Origin of the sequence: Pseudomonas resinovorans NBRC 106553, from assembly GCF_000412695.1 — a bacterium.
GTDB lineage: Bacteria > Pseudomonadota > Gammaproteobacteria > Pseudomonadales > Pseudomonadaceae > Metapseudomonas > Metapseudomonas resinovorans_A.
Map to the genome: position 1 here is coordinate 4,994,406 of NC_021499.1, position 16,435 is coordinate 5,010,840.

14 protein-coding genes are annotated in these 16,435 nt (G+C 64.4%); 5 read left to right on the plus strand and 9 right to left on the minus strand.

Features of this window, described 5'->3' with window-relative positions; all coding sequences use genetic code 11:
* Positions 1–37: 37 nt before the first annotated feature.
* The 9 genes from bamA to rpsB form a co-directional block, all read right to left on the minus strand.
* A complete protein-coding gene (bamA, locus tag PCA10_RS22490) occupies positions 38–2,389 on the minus strand; it encodes an outer membrane protein assembly factor BamA (RefSeq protein ID WP_016494387.1) in 2,352 nt (783 codons plus the stop codon).
* Positions 2,390–2,463: 74 nt separating this feature from the next.
* Entirely contained in the window at positions 2,464–3,816 is a 1,353-nt protein-coding gene (gene rseP / locus PCA10_RS22495; protein WP_016494388.1) for a sigma E protease regulator RseP, read from the minus strand.
* A gap of 40 nt (positions 3,817–3,856) precedes the next feature.
* Complete coding sequence (gene ispC, locus PCA10_RS22500) at positions 3,857–5,047, minus strand: 1-deoxy-D-xylulose-5-phosphate reductoisomerase (RefSeq protein ID WP_016494389.1); 1,191 nt, start codon at positions 5,045–5,047, stop codon at positions 3,857–3,859.
* Entirely contained in the window at positions 5,044–5,859 is an 816-nt protein-coding gene (locus tag PCA10_RS22505; protein ID WP_016494390.1) for a phosphatidate cytidylyltransferase, read from the minus strand. Before PCA10_RS22505 ends, ispC begins: the two co-directional genes overlap by 4 nt.
* On the minus strand, positions 5,853–6,614 hold the full coding sequence (uppS, locus tag PCA10_RS22510; protein WP_016494391.1) for a polyprenyl diphosphate synthase: 762 nt from the start codon (positions 6,612–6,614) through the stop codon (positions 5,853–5,855). The genes PCA10_RS22505 and uppS overlap by 7 nt, the downstream gene beginning before the upstream one ends.
* A 14-nt stretch (positions 6,615–6,628) precedes the next feature.
* Positions 6,629–7,186, minus strand: coding sequence for a ribosome recycling factor (gene frr / locus PCA10_RS22515; RefSeq protein WP_016494392.1), 558 nt, complete (start codon positions 7,184–7,186; stop codon positions 6,629–6,631).
* Complete coding sequence (pyrH, locus tag PCA10_RS22520) at positions 7,183–7,926, minus strand: UMP kinase (RefSeq protein ID WP_016494393.1); 744 nt, start codon at positions 7,924–7,926, stop codon at positions 7,183–7,185. Before pyrH ends, frr begins: the two co-directional genes overlap by 4 nt.
* 202 nt (positions 7,927–8,128) lie before the next feature.
* Positions 8,129–8,998: a translation elongation factor Ts gene (tsf, locus tag PCA10_RS22525; RefSeq protein WP_016494394.1), complete on the minus strand. Its 870-nt coding sequence runs from the start codon at positions 8,996–8,998 to the stop codon at positions 8,129–8,131.
* A gap of 126 nt (positions 8,999–9,124) precedes the next feature.
* On the minus strand, positions 9,125–9,865 hold the full coding sequence (rpsB, locus tag PCA10_RS22530) for a 30S ribosomal protein S2 (RefSeq protein WP_016494395.1): 741 nt from the start codon (positions 9,863–9,865) through the stop codon (positions 9,125–9,127).
* Between the two features lie 262 nt (positions 9,866–10,127).
* Between rpsB and map the strand changes: the two genes are divergently transcribed.
* The 5 genes from map (at position 10,128) to dapD (ending at position 16,384) form a co-directional block, all read left to right on the plus strand.
* Positions 10,128–10,910, plus strand: coding sequence for a type I methionyl aminopeptidase (gene map, locus PCA10_RS22535; protein WP_016494396.1), 783 nt, complete (start codon positions 10,128–10,130; stop codon positions 10,908–10,910).
* 28 nt (positions 10,911–10,938) lie between these two features.
* Positions 10,939–13,641 carry a [protein-PII] uridylyltransferase gene (locus PCA10_RS22540; protein WP_016494397.1) on the plus strand — a complete coding sequence of 901 codons (2,703 nt, stop codon included), beginning with the start codon at positions 10,939–10,941 and terminating at the stop codon, positions 13,639–13,641.
* Positions 13,642–13,717: 76 nt separating this feature from the next.
* Positions 13,718–14,914 carry a succinyldiaminopimelate transaminase gene (dapC, locus tag PCA10_RS22545; protein ID WP_016494398.1) on the plus strand — a complete coding sequence of 399 codons (1,197 nt, stop codon included), beginning with the start codon at positions 13,718–13,720 and terminating at the stop codon, positions 14,912–14,914.
* Between the two features lie 19 nt (positions 14,915–14,933).
* Complete coding sequence (locus tag PCA10_RS22550) at positions 14,934–15,281, plus strand: ArsC family reductase (RefSeq protein WP_016494399.1); 348 nt, start codon at positions 14,934–14,936, stop codon at positions 15,279–15,281.
* Positions 15,282–15,349: 68 nt separating this feature from the next.
* Positions 15,350–16,384, plus strand: a complete 1,035-nt coding sequence (dapD, locus tag PCA10_RS22555) for a 2,3,4,5-tetrahydropyridine-2,6-dicarboxylate N-succinyltransferase (protein ID WP_016494400.1) — start codon at positions 15,350–15,352, stop codon at positions 16,382–16,384.
* Positions 16,385–16,435: the final 51 nt, after the last annotated feature.

Sequence of the window (16,435 nt, forward strand, 5' to 3'; positions counted from 1 at the left end):
AACTCCTGCAACAAATACTGTTGTCTTGATGAAACACTTAGAAGGTCTGGCCCAGGGAGAACTGGAACACCTGGGTGTCGGCATTGTCCGGCTTCTTCACCGGCATGCCCAGACTGAAGCTCAACGGGCCCAGCGCGGTGATCCAGGTCAGGCCAACACCCACGGAACTGGCCAGGTCACCCGCGTTGATACTGCTGCAGTTGGTCGCGGTGGACGAGCAGCTGGTATCGAACACGTTACCCACGTCCCAGAACAGAACGGTGCGCAGCTGACGCTGATCCTTGACGAAGGGCAGCGGGAACAGCAGTTCGACACCACCCTGGATCAACACGTTGCCACCAAAGGGTAGCGGATCCTGATCCGGATCGAGGGCGGTTCCCGGTTTGGTGCCACGGCTCGGGGTACTGCGCGGGCCGAGGCTGCTGTCTTCGAAGCCGCGCACGGAGTTGAAACCGCCCGCGAAGTAGTGCTCGTAGAACGGCAGCTCGGAGGTGGAACCGTAGCTGTCGCCGTAGCCCAGCTCGGTGTGCCAGCGCAGCGCGGTGCTCTGGCTCAGCGGGGTGAACAGCTGGCCACGGTAGTCGAGCTTGTAGAACGACAGGTCGCTACCCGGAATGGTGGTTTCCAGCACCAGGCTCTGGGAATGGCCACGGGTGGCCAGCACGCCCTTGTTCAGGGTCGACTCGGACCAGCCGGCGGACGCCTTGAAGTTCAGGTACTTGTCGCCTTCCTGCTGGATGAAGTCGAAGATCTCGTCAACGGTGTAGAGGCCGGTGCTGATCTCGTCCTGCTGCACGGTCAGGCCGTAGGTCAGGCGCGCGGTTTCGCTGATCGGGTAGCCGATGCTGACGCCGGCACCCAGGCTGTCCACCGCATAGCTGGACACGTCGACGTCGAGGTCGTCGTAGTCGGTGCTGCGGTAGAAGGCGTTGTAGCCCAGGCTCACGCCGTCCGGCGTCCAGTAGGGGTCGACGAAGCCGAAGTTGTAGCGGGTCTGGTACTCGGAACGGGTCAGGCCGACGCTGACCTTGTTACCGGTACCCAGGAAGTTGTTCTGGCTGATGGAGCCGCCGAGAATCAGGCCGGCGCTCTGGGCGAAGCCCACGCTGGCGGTGATGGAGCCGGACGGCTGCTCTTCCACGCTGTAGTTGACGTCGATCTGGTCGTCGGTGCCGGGCACCTGCGGGGTTTCGACGTTGACTTCCTTGAAGAAGCCGAGGCGTTCCAGGCGGGTCTTGGACTGGTCGATCAGGTAGGTCGAGGCCCAGCCACCTTCCATCTGGCGCATTTCACGGCGCAGCACTTCGTCTTCGGTCTTGGTGTTGCCGCGGAAGTTGATGCGGTTGACGTAGGCACGCTTGCCCGGGTCCACCACGAAGGTGATGGAAACGGTGTTGTCCTCGTCATGGGTTTCCGGCACGCCGTTGACGTTGGCGAAGGTGTAGCCCTCGTTACCCAGGCGGCGGGTGATCAGCTCGGAGGTGGTGGTCATCACCTTGCGCGAGAAGACCTGGCCCTGCTGCACCAGCAGCAGCTTCTTGATTTCTTCCTCGGGCACCTTGAGGTCGCCGGAGAGCTTCACGTCGCGGACGGTGAACTTCTCACCCTCGTCGATGTTGACGGTGATGTAGACGTGCTTCTTGTCCGGGGTGATGGATACCTGGGTGGAGGAGATATCCATGTTGATGAAGCCGCGGTCCAGGTAGAAGGAACGCAGGCGCTCGAGGTCGCCGGACAGTTTCTCGCGGGCGTACTTGTCGTCGTTCTTGAAGAAGGACAGCCAGTTGGTGGTCTTCAGTTCGAACAGGCCGATCAGCTCTTCGTCAGAGAAGACGTTGTTGCCGACGATGTTGACGTGCTGGATAGCGGCGACCGAGCCTTCGTTGATGTTGATCTTCAGCGCCACGCGGTTGCGCGGCTGCGGGATCACTTCGGCTTCGATCACGGCGGAGTAGCGACCCTGGGCCACGTACTGGCGCTGCAGTTCGTTACGCACGCCTTCAAGGGTGGCGCGCTGGAAGATCTCGCCCTCGGACAGGCCGGACTGTTTCAGGCCCTTGAGCAGGTCTTCGGTGCTGATGGCCTTGTTGCCCTCGATCTCGATACTGGAAATCGACGGACGCTCGACTACGGTGATGACGAGAACGTCACCTTCGCGGCCCAGCTGGATATCCTGGAAGAAACCGGTCTTGAACAGTGCGCGGGTCGCCTCGACCAGACGGCGGTCATCCGCCGAATCGCCGACGTTCAGCGGTAGAGCGCCGAATACGCTGCCAGCGGATACCCGCTGCAGGCCATTGACGCGAATGTCGGAGATGTTGAAGGACTCGGCGTGAACCTCGGCGATCATGAGTGCGGCAAGCACCGCAGGTAGCAGCAGGCGTTTCATGAAGTCCTTTTTAATTCCAACCGGTAATAAAGAATCTGCCGCACAAGGCGGCAGACTCGGCATTCAGTGACTTGTTACAGACGGCTCAGATCATTGACCAGGGCAAGCAACATCACCCCTACGACCAAGCTGATACCTATCTGCACCCCCCAAGCTTGCACCCGCTCTGACAACGGACGGCCTCGCGCCCATTCGATCAGGTAGAACAGCAGATGCCCCCCATCCAGGACAGGGATTGGCAACAGATTGAGAACCCCCAGGCTTATGCTCAGGTAGGCGAGGAAGTTCAGGAAGTCCCCCACCCCGGACTGGGCCGAAGCGCCCGCCACTTTAGCAATGGTTATCGGCCCGCTCAAGTTTTTTACCGAGAGCTCGCCAAGCAACATTTTCTTTAGGGAATCCAGAGTTAGCAGGCTCATGGACCAGGTCCTGGATGCCGCCTCCGCCACGCCCTCCAGCGGACCGAAGCTGACCTCGCGGAGCATTTCCGCCGGCCACTCCACGCCTTTCACCCCGGCCCCCAGGTAGCCACTGCGGGCCTCGCCCTCACCGCGAGCGGCCAGGGTCACCTGCACATCACGCACCTGGCCCTGTGTTTCGACGCTCAGGGTGACGCGTTCGGCCGGGCGCTTGCGCACCCGCTCAACCAACTGCTGCCAGTCGTCCAGGGGCTGGCCATCGATGGCCAGCAGGCGGTCGCCGGTCTTGAGGCCGGCAGCCTGGGCCGGGCCCTTCGGATCGAGTTCGGCGAGCACCGGGGCGATCGCCGGCCGCCAGGGGGTGATCCCCAGGGCGCCGATCGGATCGGGTTCGTCGACACCCTTGAGCCAGGCATTGAGTTGCAGCTCGCGGGATTGTTCGGTGGTGGCGCCGGATTCGCGCACGCTGACCTGCAAGGCGCCGCTTTCGCCCAGGCGGCGCACCAGTTGCAGGTTGACCTGGGACCAGCCGGTGACGGCCTTGCCGTCCACGCCGACGATCTCCTGGCCGGCCTCGAGGCCGGCACGGGCGGCAATGCTGTCAGGCGCCACGCTGCCGATGACCGGCCGCACCTGCTGGCTGCCGAGCATGGCCAGCACCCAGAAGAACAGCAGTGCCAGCAGGAAGTTGGCTATCGGGCCGGCGGCGACTATCGCGATGCGCTGGCCCACGGGCTTGCGGTTGAAGGATTGCTCGAGCAACTCGCTGGGCACTTCGGCCTCGCGCTCGTCGAGCATCTTCACATAGCCGCCCAGGGGAATCGCGGCCACGACGAACTCGGTGCCGTGGCGATCGTGCCAGCGCAGCAACGGCGTGCCGAAGCCCACCGAGAAACGCAGGACCTTGACCCCGCAACGCCGAGCCACCCAGAAATGGCCGAACTCATGGAAAGTGACCAGCACCCCGAGAGCAATCAGGGTGCCCAGAATCATGTAGAGCGCGCTCATCGGTTTCCTCCGGAACGGGCTGTGTGCGGCATGCTGCCTCTTACCGCCCTTGTCGGACCAACCACTGTTGCGCGGCCGCCCGAGCCCGGGCGTCCGCCTGCAACACGGAATCCAGCGTTTCGACTGCAATCGCGGCTTCGCGGTTCAGCACTTCGTCGATGATACTCGCGATCTCGGTGAAGCGGATGCGCCGCTCCAGGAACGCGGCCACAGCCACCTCATTGGCGGCATTGAGCATGGCCGGGGCGCTACCGCCCTCCTCCGCCGCCTGGCGCGCCAGGCGCAGACAGGGGAAGCGCTGCTCGTCGGGGGCCTGGAAATCCAGGCGCGCGACGCTGAACAGATCCAGCGGCGCCACCCCGGAATCGATCCGCTCCGGCCAGGCCAGCGCGTGGGCGATGGGGGTGCGCATGTCCGGGTTGCCGAGCTGCGCCAGGACCGAGCCATCCACATAGTCCACCAGGGAATGGATCACGCTCTGCGGGTGAATCACCACCTCGACCTGGGACGGGCGCGCATCGAACAGCCAGCAGGCCTCGATCAGCTCCAGCCCCTTGTTCATCATGCTCGCCGAATCCACGGAGATCTTGCGCCCCATGGACCAGTTCGGGTGGGCGCAGGCCTGCTCGGGGGTAACGTCCGCCAAACGCTCCGCAGGCATCTCCAGGAAAGGGCCACCGGACGCGGTCAGCAGGATACGGCGTACGCCTACAGGCGCCAGGCCACGGGCGTAGTCCCGTGGCAGGCACTGGAAGATAGCGTTGTGTTCGCTGTCGATCGGCAACAGCACGGCACCGCTCTTGCGCACCGCCTGCATGAACAGCGCGCCGGACATCACCAGCGCTTCCTTGTTGGCCAGCAGCACGCGCTTGCCCGCCTCGACCGCAGCCAGGGTCGGCTTGAGGCCGGCGGCGCCGACGATGGCCGCCATCACGGCGTCTACCTGCGGATGGCCGGCAACCTCACAGAGCCCCGCCTCCCCCACCAGCACCCGCGTCTTCAGGCCGGCGGCCTGCAGGCCCGCTTGCAGCTGGCGGGCGGCGCCGGCATCCGGCACCACGGCGAATTCGGGGAGATGGCGCAGGCACAGGGCTTCGAGCTCGCTCAGACGACTGAAGCCGCTGAGGGCGAATACCTGGTAACGATCGGGATGACGGGCAATGACATCCAGCGTACTGAGGCCGATGGAACCGGTGGCCCCGAGTACGGTTATGCGTTGCGGCTGGGTCACAGCGCACCCCAGCCGGCGGCCCAGAGCAACACGGCGAACAGCGGGATGGCGGCGGTCAGGCTATCGATGCGGTCCAGCACGCCACCATGGCCCGGCAGCAGGTTGCTGCTGTCCTTGATGCCGGACTGGCGCTTGAACATGCTTTCGGTGAGGTCGCCCACCACCGAGATCAGCACCACCAGGGCGGCACCCGCCAGCGCCAGGACCATCTCGGAGCCGACCCAGCCACGGTAGAAACCGACACCCACGGTGATAGCCAGGCTGGCCAGCAGGCCGCCGATCAGGCCTTCCCAGCTCTTGCCGGGGCTCACCTGGGGCGCCAGCTTGCGCTTGCCGAAGGTCTTGCCGGAGAAGTAGGCGCCGATGTCGGCTGCCCAGACCAGCACCATCACGGCAACGATCAACCAGTTGGCCATCGGCCACTGCTTGAGCAGCATCAGGCCCTGCCAGGCCGGCAGCAGGATCAGCAGGCCGATCACCAGCTTGCCCGGCGTGCCACCCCAGTAACGGCTGGTGTCGGGATAACCGAGCACCAGAACGGTCGCGGCGCCCCACCAGAGCACCGCCAGCACCAGTACCAGCGGCGCCAGTGCGGGCAGCAGGTAGAGCCCGTAGAGCAGCGCCGCCACGAGCAGGCCATAGGCGATGCGCAGGGGTTGCGCGGAGAAGCCCGCCAGGCGCGCCCACTCCCAACCGCCAAGGGTCACCACGAAGCCGATGAACAGGGCGAAGGCGCCGCCGTCCAACCAGAAGAACCCGGCGAGGGCGATGGGCAGCAACACCAGGGCGGTAATGACGCGTTGTTTCAGCATTTGGCTCGGGCCTCGGCTTCCAACTGCTCGCTTGTCTTGCCGAAGCGACGCTGGCGCTTGGCGTAGTCGGCCAGCGCCTTGCGCATGGCTTCATGCTTGAAGTCAGGCCAGAAGAGATCGGAGAAATACAGCTCGGCATAGGCGAGCTGCCAAAGCAGGAAGTTGCTGATGCGATGCTCGCCACCGGTGCGGATGCACAGGTCGGGCAACGGCAGATCGCCGGTGACCAGGCAGCTCTGCAGCAACTCAGGGGAAATGTCGTCGACTTGCAGGTGCCCGGCCTGGACTTCTCGCGCCAGGCGCTGTGCGGCCTGGGTGATGTCCCACTGGCCGCCGTAGTTGGCGGCGACCTGGAGGACGAAGCGCTGGTGGCCGGCGGTCAACTGCTCGGCTTCGCGCATGGCGGCCTGCAACTCCGGATGGAAGCGCGAGCGATCGCCAATGATGCGCAGACGGATATCGTTCTGATTCAGACGTCGCGCCTCGCGGCGCAGCGCCCCCAGGAACAGCTCCATCAGGGCACTGACTTCGTCGGCCGGGCGCTGCCAGTTCTCACTGGAGAAGGCGAACAGGGTGAGCACCTCGACACCGGCCTCGGCGCACACCTCGATCACCGCCCGAACCGCGTCCACGCCGGCCTTGTGACCGGCGACGCCAGGCAGCAGGCGCTTCTTGGCCCAACGGTTGTTGCCGTCCATGATGATCGCCACATGTCGCGGCACCGCGGGATTCGCGCCTTGCTGGGTTCTGTCCATGGCGTTTCCGGACGTCAGACGGCCATCAGGTCTTTTTCTTTGCTTTCCAGAGCCTTGTCGACATCGCCGACATGCTTGTCAGTGAGCTTCTGGACGTCGTCAGCGGCGCGACGCTCGTCGTCTTCGCTGATTTCCTTTTCCTTGACCAGATCCTTCAACTGGGCCAACGCATCACGACGGATGTTGCGCACGGCAACCCGGGCGTTCTCGGCCTCGGCACGCGCCTGCTTGGTGAAGCCCTTGCGGGTTTCCTCGGTCAGGGCGGGCATCGGCACGCGAATGGTGGTGCCGGCGGTGGCCGGGTTCAGGCCCAGATCGGAGGTCATGATGGCCTTTTCCACAGCCTGGATCATGCTCTTGTCGAACACGGTCAGGGCCAGGGTACGGGAATCCTCGGCAATCACGTTGGCCACTTGGCGCAGCGGAGTGTCGGAGCCGTAGTAGGACACCATCACGCTGTCCAGGATGCTCGGATGCGCACGCCCGGTGCGGATCTTTGCAAAGGCATGATCCAGCGACTCCAGGGTTTTCTTCATGCGCTCCTGCGCTTCTTGCTTGATCTCGTTGATCACTGTTCGCTCTCCTCGATCAGGGTTCCTTCAGCGCCGCCGACCACAATGTTCAGCAGGGCACCCGGTTTATTCATATTGAAGACCCGCAGCGGCATCTTCTGGTCACGGCACAGACAAATGGCCGTGAGGTCCATGACGCCCAGCTTGCGATCGAGCACTTCGTCGTAGGTCAGACGCTCGAACTTCTCGGCATTGGGGTCCTTGAACGGGTCGGCAGTGTACACGCCATCGACCTTGGTGGCTTTGAGCACCACGTCCGCATCCACTTCGATGGCGCGCAGGCAGGCGGCCGAGTCGGTGGTGAAGAAGGGGTTGCCGGTACCGGCGGAGAAGATCACCACCTCACCGGAAACCAGGTGGCGCATCGCCTTGCGGCGGTCGTAGTGGTCGGTCACGCCGACCATGGAGATGGCCGACATGACGATGGCCGGGATGTTCGAACGCTCCAGCGCGTCGCGCATGGCCAGGGCGTTCATCACAGTAGCCAGCATGCCCATGTGGTCGCCGGTCACTCGATCCATGCCGGCGGCGCTCAGGGCCGCGCCACGGAACAAGTTGCCACCGCCGATGACCAGGCCTACCTGGACGCCGATACCGACCAGTTGGCCGATTTCCAACGCCATGCGATCGAGGACTTTCGGATCGATGCCGAATTCCTCGGAGCCCATCAGGGCCTCACCGCTGAGTTTGAGCAGAATGCGTTTATAGCGAGGTTGGCGACCACTCACCTGCTGAGCCATTGCGTATCTCTCCTGCGGCGCTATGTGAATTCGCGGATCTTGCGACCCTATGTACTGGCGAGTCCTGAGACTGCGCAAGCGACGGTTGATTCCCGGAAACCGGGCCCGCCACCGGGAACCTGCCCGAATCGGCTCCCCATTTTGACGAAGAGGCCGCACGCGTTAGCGGGCAGCCTCTTGCGGGGCGACAGCCGAAGCCGTCTTATTGCTTGGTAGCGGCGACCTGGGCAGCTACTTCGGCAGCGAAGTCTACTTCGACTTTCTCGATGCCTTCGCCTACTTCGTAGCGAACGAAGGAAACGATCTCGGCGCCGGCTTTCTTGGCCAGGTCACCGACCTTGACTTCCGGATCCTTGACGAAGGCTTGCTCGACCAGGCTGGCTTCGGCCAGGAACTTGGCGATACGGCCCTTGACCATGTTCTCGACGATGTTTTCCGGCTTGCCGGCGATCTTGTCGGCGTTCAGAGCCAGGAAGATTTCCTTTTCCTTGGCGATGGCTTCTTCGGAAACCTGGGAAGCGTTCAGGAACTGCGGGTTGCTGGCAGCCACGTGCATGGCGATGTCCTTGGCCAGTTCCGGAGTGCCGCCTTTCAGGTTCACGACTACGCCGATGCGGTGGCCGTGCAGGTAGGCACCAACCACGTCGCCTTCAACGCGGACCAGACGACGGATGTTGACGTTCTCGCCGGTTTTGGAAACCAGGGCCAGACGGGCTTCTTCGCGGGATTCAACCAGCGGAGCGGCGTCGGTCAGCTTCTCGTTGAAAGCCTGTTCCAGGGAAGTGGCAACGAAGGACTTGAAGTCGTCCTGCAGAGCCAGGAAGTCGGTCTGGGAGTTGACTTCGATGATGACGGCAACCTTGTTGTCGTCGGCAACCTTGACAGCGATGGCACCTTCGGCGGCGATGTTGCCGGCCTTCTTGGCAGCCTTGATGGCGCCGGCGGCGCGCATGTCGTCGATGGCCTTCTCGATATCGCCTTCGGCGGCGGTCAGGGCCTTCTTGCAATCCATCATGCCGAGGCCGGTACGCTCGCGCAGTTCTTTAACCAGGGCTGCAGTAATCTCTGCCATGTCGCAATCCTCTTGAATAGGTTTTCAACCATTCAGCCCGATGATCCGGGCATTCACAATTCGAAGGTGGCAAAAAGGGGGCCTAGCCCCCTTCTTGCGCACCGGGTAACGCTAGATGGCTATGAATCAGCCTTCTGCGGCCTCGGAAGCAGCTTCTTCGACGAACTCGTCAGGGCCGCCAACGGCATTCTGACGGCCGCGGATTACAGCATCAGCAACGCTGGCCAGGTACAGCTGAACGGCGCGGATGGCGTCGTCGTTACCCGGGATGACGTAATCAACGCCTTCAGGGCTGCTGTTGGTATCGACGATGCCGATTACCGGGATGCCCAGCTTGTTGGCTTCGCTGATGGCGATGCGCTCGTGGTCCACGTCAACGACGAACAGAGCGTCCGGCAGGCCGCCCATTTCCTTGATGCCGCCCAGGCTGCGCTCGAGTTTCTCGAGGTCGCGGCTGCGCATCAGGGCTTCTTTCTTGGTCAGCTTGGCGAAGGTGCCGTCCTGAGCCTGGGTTTCCAGCTCGCGCAGACGCTTGATGGACTGACGGATGGTCTTGTAGTTGGTCAGCATGCCGCCCAGCCAGCGGTGATCGACGTACGGGGAGCCGCAACGAGCAGCTTCTTCGCGAACGATCTTGCCAGCGGAACGCTTGGTGCCGACGAACAGAACCTTGTTCTTGCCTGCGGACAGCTTCTCAACGAAGGACAGAGCTTCGTTGAACATCGGCAGGGTTTTTTCAAGGTTGATGATGTGGATCTTGTTACGCGCGCCGAAAATGTACTTGCCCATTTTCGGGTTCCAGTAACGGGTCTGGTGGCCGAAGTGCACACCGGCCTTCAGCATATCGCGCATGTTGACTTGGGACATTTCTATTCCTCGATAAGTCGGGTTAGGCCTCCACGCATCCCAATATCCAACCCTTGCGGGCACCCAGGATATCGTGTCGATACGTGTGCGGGTTTGAGCTCAACGGACAGCACGCCCGTAAAGCGGCGCGTTTTATAGCATAGAAAGCCACTCGAAGCTACAGGCTTGAAGCTCGGAAACCGGCGACCCGCGCTTGCCGCTTATGGCATGCAGGCCGAAGCTGTTAATATCAAGCCTTTTCCGTTTGCGCCCGAGAGCCACTATGACCGTCACCATCAAGACGCCCGCAGAAATCGAGAAAATGCGCGTGGCCGGCCGCCTGGCCGCCGAAGTGCTGGAGATGATCGGCGAGCATGTCAAACCCGGCGTGACCACCGACGAACTGGACCGCATCTGCCACGACTACATCGTCAATGTGCAGCAGGCGATTCCGGCGCCCCTCAACTACAAGGGCTTCCCCAAGTCGATCTGCACCTCGATCAACCATGTGGTGTGCCACGGCATCCCCAACGAGAAGCCGCTGAAGGAAGGCGACATCCTCAATATCGACGTCACCGTCATCAAGGACGGCTACCACGGCGATACCAGCAAGATGTTCCTGGTGGGCAAGACGCCCGAGTGGGCCGACAAGCTCTGCCGCGTGACCCAGGAGTGCATGTACAAGGGCATCGAGCTGGTCAAGCCGGGCGCGCGCCTGGGCGACATCGGCGAAGTGATCCAGAAGCACGCCGAGAAGCTGGGCTACTCGGTGGTCCGCGAGTACTGTGGCCATGGCATCGGTGCGGTGTTCCACGAAGAACCCCAGGTGCTGCACTACGGCCGTGCCGGTACCGGCATGGAGCTCAAGGAAGGCATGACCTTCACCATCGAGCCGATGATCAACCAGGGCCGCCCGGAAACCCGACTGCTGGGCGACGGCTGGACCGCCATCACCAAGGACCGCAAGCTCTCCGCCCAGTGGGAGCACACCGTCCTGGTGACCGCCGACGGCTACGAGATCCTCACCCTGCGCAGCGATGACACCCTGCCGCGCACCTCGGCCTGACCACAACCCATATAAGGAAAGCCGCCCCATGCCGCAGGTGGATCCCGAGTTGTTCGACCGCGGGCAGTTCCAGGCGGAACTGGCCTTGAAGTCCAGCCCCATCGCTGCCTTCAAGAAAGCCATACGCCAGGCCCGCGAAGTACTCGACAACCGTTTCGCCAGCGGCCGCGACATCCGTCGCCTGGTGGAGGACCGCGCCTGGTTCGTCGACCAGATACTGCGGGCGGCCTGGGAACGCTTCGGCTGGAGCGAAGACGCCGACATCGCCCTGCTGGCGGTCGGCGGCTATGGCCGTGGCGAGCTCCACCCCTACTCCGACATCGACCTGCTGATCCTGCTGGACAGCGCCGACCACGAAGTCTTCCGCGAACCCATCGAGGGCTTCCTCACCCTGCTCTGGGACATCGGCCTGGAAGTGGGCCAGAGCGTGCGCTCGGTAGCCGAGTGCGGCGAGGAGGCGCGCGCCGACCTGACGGTGATCACCAACCTGATGGAAAGCCGCACCATCGCCGGCCCCGAGCACCTGCGCCAGCGCATGCTGGAAGTCACCAGCCCCGAGCAGATGTGGCCGAGCAAGCACTTCTTCCTCGCCAAGCGCCAGGAGCAGCGCAGCCGCCACGCCAAGTACAACGACACCGAGTACAACCTGGAACCCAACGTGAAGGGCTCGCCAGGCGGCCTGCGCGACATCCAGACCATCCTCTGGGTCGCCCGCCGCCAGTTCGGCAGCCTCAACCTGCACGGCCTGGTACAGCAGGGGTTCCTGGTGGAAAGCGAGTGCAGCACGCTGGCCTCCAGCCAGGAGTTCCTCTGGAAGGTGCGCTACGCCCTGCACATGCTGGCCGGCCGCGCCGAAGATCGCCTGCTGTTCGACCACCAGCGCAAGATCGCCGCCCTGCTCGGTTTCGAGGAAGGCGACGGCAAGCTCGCCATCGAGCGCTTCATGCAGAAGTACTACCGGGTGGTGATGGGGGTCTCCGAGCTGAGCGACCTGATCAACCAGCACTTCGAGGAAGTCATCCTGCGCGCCGGCGAAACCGGCCAGGCGCAGCCGCTGAACAGCCGCTTCCAGCTGCGCGACGGCTACATCGAAGTGACCCACCCCAACGTCTTCAAGCGCACCCCCTTCGCCCTGCTGGAAATCTTCGTGCTGATGGCCCAGCACCCGGACATCAAGGGCGTGCGGGCGGACACCATCCGCCTGCTGCGCGCCAGTCGCGACCTGATCGACGACGACTTCCGCAAGGACATCCGCAATACCAGCCTGTTCATCGAGCTGTTCAAGTCGACCCAGGGCATCCACCGCAACCTGCGGCGGATGAACCGCTACGGCATCCTCGGCCGCTATCTCCCGGAGTTCGGCCAGATCATCGGGCAGATGCAGCACGACCTGTTCCACATCTATACGGTGGACGCCCACACCCTCAACCTGATCAAGCACCTGCGCAAGCTGAAGTGGCCGGAACTGGCGGAGAAATTCCCCCTGGCCAGCAAGCTCATGGACAAGCTGCCCAAGCCGGAGCTGATCTACCTCGCCGGGCTCTACCACGACATCGGCAAGGGCCGGGGCGGCGACCACTCCGAGCTGGGCGCGGTGGACGCCGAGGCCTTCTGCGCCCGCCACCAGTTGCCGGTGTGGGACTCGCGCCTGGTGGCCTGGCTGGTGCAGCACCACCTGGTGATGTCCACCACCGCCCAGCGCAAGGACCTCTCCGACCCGCAGGTGATCTACGACTTCGCCCGCGTCATGGGCGACCAGACCCGCCTGGACTACCTCTACGTGCTCACCGTGGCCGACATCAACGCCACCAACCCGAGCCTGTGGAACTCCTGGCGCGCCAGCCTGCTGCGCCAGCTCTACACCGAGACCAAGCGCGCCCTGCGCCGTGGCCTGGAAAACCCGCTGGACCGCGAAGAGCAGATCCGCCAGACCCAGTCGGCGGCCATCGACATCCTGGTGCGCAACGGCACCGACCAGGACGATGCCGAGCAGCTCTGGTCGCAGCTGGGCGATGACTACTTCCTGCGCCACACCGCCAACGACGTGGCCTGGCACACCGAGGCCATCCTCCAGCACCCGGCCGGCAACGACCCCCTGGTACTGATCAAGGAAACCGCCCAGCGCGAGTTCGAGGGCGCCACCCAGATCTTCATCTACGCCCCGGACCAGCACGACTTCTTCGCCGTGACCGTGGCCGCCATGAGCCAGCTGAACCTGAACATCCACGACGCGCGGATCATCACCTCCACCAGCCAGTTCACCCTCGACACCTACATCGTGCTCGACGCGGACGGCGGGCGGATCGGCGAGAACCCGGCGCGCATCCGCGAGATCCGCGAAGGCCTGATCGACGCCCTGAAGAACCCGGACGAGTACCCGGCCATCATCCAGCGCCGCGTGCCGCGCCAGCTCAAGCACTTCGCCTTCCCGCCCCAGGTGACCATCTCCAACGACGCCCAGCGCCCGGTGACCATCCTCGAACTGATCGCCCCCGACCGCCCGGGCCTGCTGGCGCGCATCGGACGCATCTTCCTGGAGTTCGACCTGTCGCTGCAGAACGCCAAGATCGCCACCCTGGGCGAACGGGTGGAAGACGTCTTCTTCGTCACCGACGCCCGCAACCAGCCACTTTCAGACCCCGAACTGTGCCAGCGCCTGCAGGAGGCCATCGTCTCCCAGCTGTCCCAGGCCAACGGCCAGAGCCTGGACCCGACACGACTGAGCATTTGAATCCGTAGGGTGCAATAAGGCCGCAGGCCGCATTGCACCGTTCCACCCACGACCTCCCTGTTGACGCCCTACAACCATGAACGAAGCACTGAACCACCTGCAGCCCTACCCCTTCGAGAAGCTCCGTGCCCTGCTGGCCGGGGCCCAGCCGCCGGCGGAGAAGAAGGCCATCGCCCTCTCCATCGGCGAGCCCAAGCACCGCTCCCCGGCCTTCGTCGCCGAGGCCCTGGCGGCCAACCTCGAACAGCTGGCGGTCTACCCCACCACCCTGGGCATTCCGGCGCTGCGCGAGGCCATCGCCGCCTGGTGCGAACGGCGCTTCCAGGTGCCGGCCGGCTGGCTCGATGCCGCCCGCCACGTACTGCCGGTGAACGGCACCCGTGAGGCGCTGTTCGCCTTCACCCAAACCGTGGTCAACCGCGCCGACAACGGCCTGGTGGTCAGCCCGAACCCCTTCTATCAGATCTACGAAGGCGCGGCCCTGCTGGCCGGCGCCGAGCCCCATTACCTGCCGTGCCTGGCGGAGAACGGCTTCAATCCGGACTTCGACGCCGTTACGGCCGAAGTCTGGCAGCGCTGCCAGATCCTCTTCCTCTGCTCCCCCGGCAACCCCACCGGGGCGCTGATCCCGCTGGACACCCTGAAGAAGCTGATCGCCCTGGCCGATGAACACGATTTCGTGATCGCCGCCGACGAGTGCTACAGCGAGCTCTACTTCGACGAGCAGAACCCGCCGGCCGGCCTGCTTACCGCCTGCGCCGAGCTGGGCCGCTCCGACTTCAAACGCTGCGTGGTGTTCCACAGCCTGTCCAAGCGCTCCAACCTGCCGGGCCTGCGCTCCGGCTTCGTCGCCGGCGACGCCGCTATCCTCAAGTCGTTCCTGCTCTACCGCACCTACCACGGCTGCGCCATGCCGGTGCAGACCCAACTGGCCAGCGTCGCGGCCTGGAACGACGAAGTCCACGTGCGCGCCAACCGCGCCCTGTACCGCGAGAAGTTCGACGCCATGCTGGATATCCTCGGCCCGGTGCTGGACGTGCAGCGCCCCGACGGCGGCTTCTACCTCTGGCCGAAAACCCCGGTGGACGACGAGACCTTCACCCGCGAGCTGTTCGCCCGCGAACACGTCACCGTGGTCCCCGGCTCGTACCTGTCCCGCGCAGTCGACGGCTTCAACCCCGGCGCCGGCCGTGTGCGCATGGCCCTGGTGGCCCCACTGGCCGAGTGCGTCGAGGCCGCCGAACGCATCCGCGCCTTCGTCAAAGGCCTGTGAGATTCAAAGGAAACGCACCATGAGCATCACCCTCTACGGCATCAAGGCCTGCGACACCATGAAGAAGGCCCGCACCTGGCTCGAAGAGCAGGGCATCGCCTACAGCTTCCATGACTACAAGGCCTCGGCCATCGATCGCGCCAACCTGGAAAAGTGGTGCGCCGAGCACGGCTGGGAAGTCGTCCTGAACCGCGCCGGCACCACCTTCCGCAAGCTGGATGACGCGCAGAAGGCCGACCTGGACCAGGACAAGGCCGTCGCCCTGATGCTGGCCCAGCCTTCCATGATCAAGCGACCGGTGCTGGACCTGGGTGAGCGCACCCTGGTCGGATTCAAGCCGGACCTCTACGCCGCGGCCTTCAAGTAACCCCGATCAACGACCAGGCACCGCGCCAGCGCGGTGCCTGACCAACCCCTTCAGCAAGAGGAACCCCCATGTCCAACGCTCTCTTCAGCATCGCCTTCGGCGTCGGCACCCAGAACCGCCAGGGCAACTGGCTCGAAGTCTTCTACGCCCAGCCCCTGCTCAAGCCCTCCGAGCAGCTGGTGGCCGCCGTCGCCCCGGTGCTCGGCTACAGCGCCGGCAACCAGGCCATCGCCATCAGCAATGCCCAGGCCGCCCAGCTGGCCACCGCCCTGAAGGACATCGACGCCGCCCAGGCCGCGCTGCTGACCCGCCTGGCCGAAAGCCACAAGCCGCTGGTCGCCACCCTGCTCGCCGAAGACGCCGCGCTGACCTCCACCCCGGAGGCCTACCTCAAGCTGCACCTGCTGTCCCACCGCCTGGCCCGTCCCCATGGCCTGAACCTGACCGGCATCTTCCCGCTGCTGCCGAACGTGGCCTGGACCAGCCAGGGCGCCATCGACCTCGGCGAACTGGCCGAGCGCCAGCTGGAAGCCCGCCTGAAGGGCGAGCTGCTGGAAGTCATCTCCGTGGACAAGTTCCCGAAAATGACCGACTACGTGGTCCCGGCCGGCGTACGTATCGCCGACACCGCCCGCGTGCGCCTGGGCGCCTACGTGGGTGAAGGCACCACCGTGATGCACGAAGGCTTCATCAACTTCAACGGCGGCACCGAAGGCCCGGGCATGATCGAAGGCCGCGTCTCCGCTGGCGTCTTCGTGCGCAAGGGCTCGGACCTGGGCGGCGGCTGCTCCACCATGGGCACCCTGTCCGGCGGCGGCAACATCGTCATCTCCGTGGGCGAAGGCTGCCTGATCGGCGCCAACGCCGGCATCGGCATCCCGCTGGGCGACCGCAACATCGTCGAAGCCGGCCTGTACATCACCGCCGGCACCAAGGTGGCCCTGCTGGACGACCAGAACCAGCTGGTGAAGGTGGTCAAGGCCCGCGACCTGGCCGGCCAGGCCGACCTGCTGTTCCGCCGCAACTCGCAGAACGGCGCCGTCGAGTGCAAGACCAACAAGACCGCGATCGAGCTGAACGAAGCCCTTCACGCGCATAACTAAGCCGTTGTCCCGAGGCCCTCGCCCCGGGACCTGCTCCGACCAGGCCCGGAC

Coding starts and splice junctions, on each gene's coding strand:
- bamA (WP_016494387.1), bottom strand. CDS start 2,389: ATGAAACGCCTGCTGCTACCTGCGGTGCTTGCCGCACTCATGATCGCC.
- rseP (WP_016494388.1), bottom strand. CDS start 3,816: ATGAGCGCGCTCTACATGATTCTGGGCACCCTGATTGCTCTCGGGGTG.
- PCA10_RS22505 (WP_016494390.1), bottom strand. CDS start 5,859: ATGCTGAAACAACGCGTCATTACCGCCCTGGTGTTGCTGCCCATCGCC.
- uppS (WP_016494391.1), bottom strand. CDS start 6,614: ATGGACAGAACCCAGCAAGGCGCGAATCCCGCGGTGCCGCGACATGTG.
- pyrH (WP_016494393.1), bottom strand. CDS start 7,926: ATGGCTCAGCAGGTGAGTGGTCGCCAACCTCGCTATAAACGCATTCTG.
- tsf (WP_016494394.1), bottom strand. CDS start 8,998: ATGGCAGAGATTACTGCAGCCCTGGTTAAAGAACTGCGCGAGCGTACC.
- rpsB (WP_016494395.1), bottom strand. CDS start 9,865: ATGTCCCAAGTCAACATGCGCGATATGCTGAAGGCCGGTGTGCACTTC.
- map (WP_016494396.1), top strand. CDS start 10,128: ATGACCGTCACCATCAAGACGCCCGCAGAAATCGAGAAAATGCGCGTG.
- PCA10_RS22540 (WP_016494397.1), top strand. CDS start 10,939: ATGCCGCAGGTGGATCCCGAGTTGTTCGACCGCGGGCAGTTCCAGGCG.
- dapC (WP_016494398.1), top strand. CDS start 13,718: ATGAACGAAGCACTGAACCACCTGCAGCCCTACCCCTTCGAGAAGCTC.
- PCA10_RS22550 (WP_016494399.1), top strand. CDS start 14,934: ATGAGCATCACCCTCTACGGCATCAAGGCCTGCGACACCATGAAGAAG.
- dapD (WP_016494400.1), top strand. CDS start 15,350: ATGTCCAACGCTCTCTTCAGCATCGCCTTCGGCGTCGGCACCCAGAAC.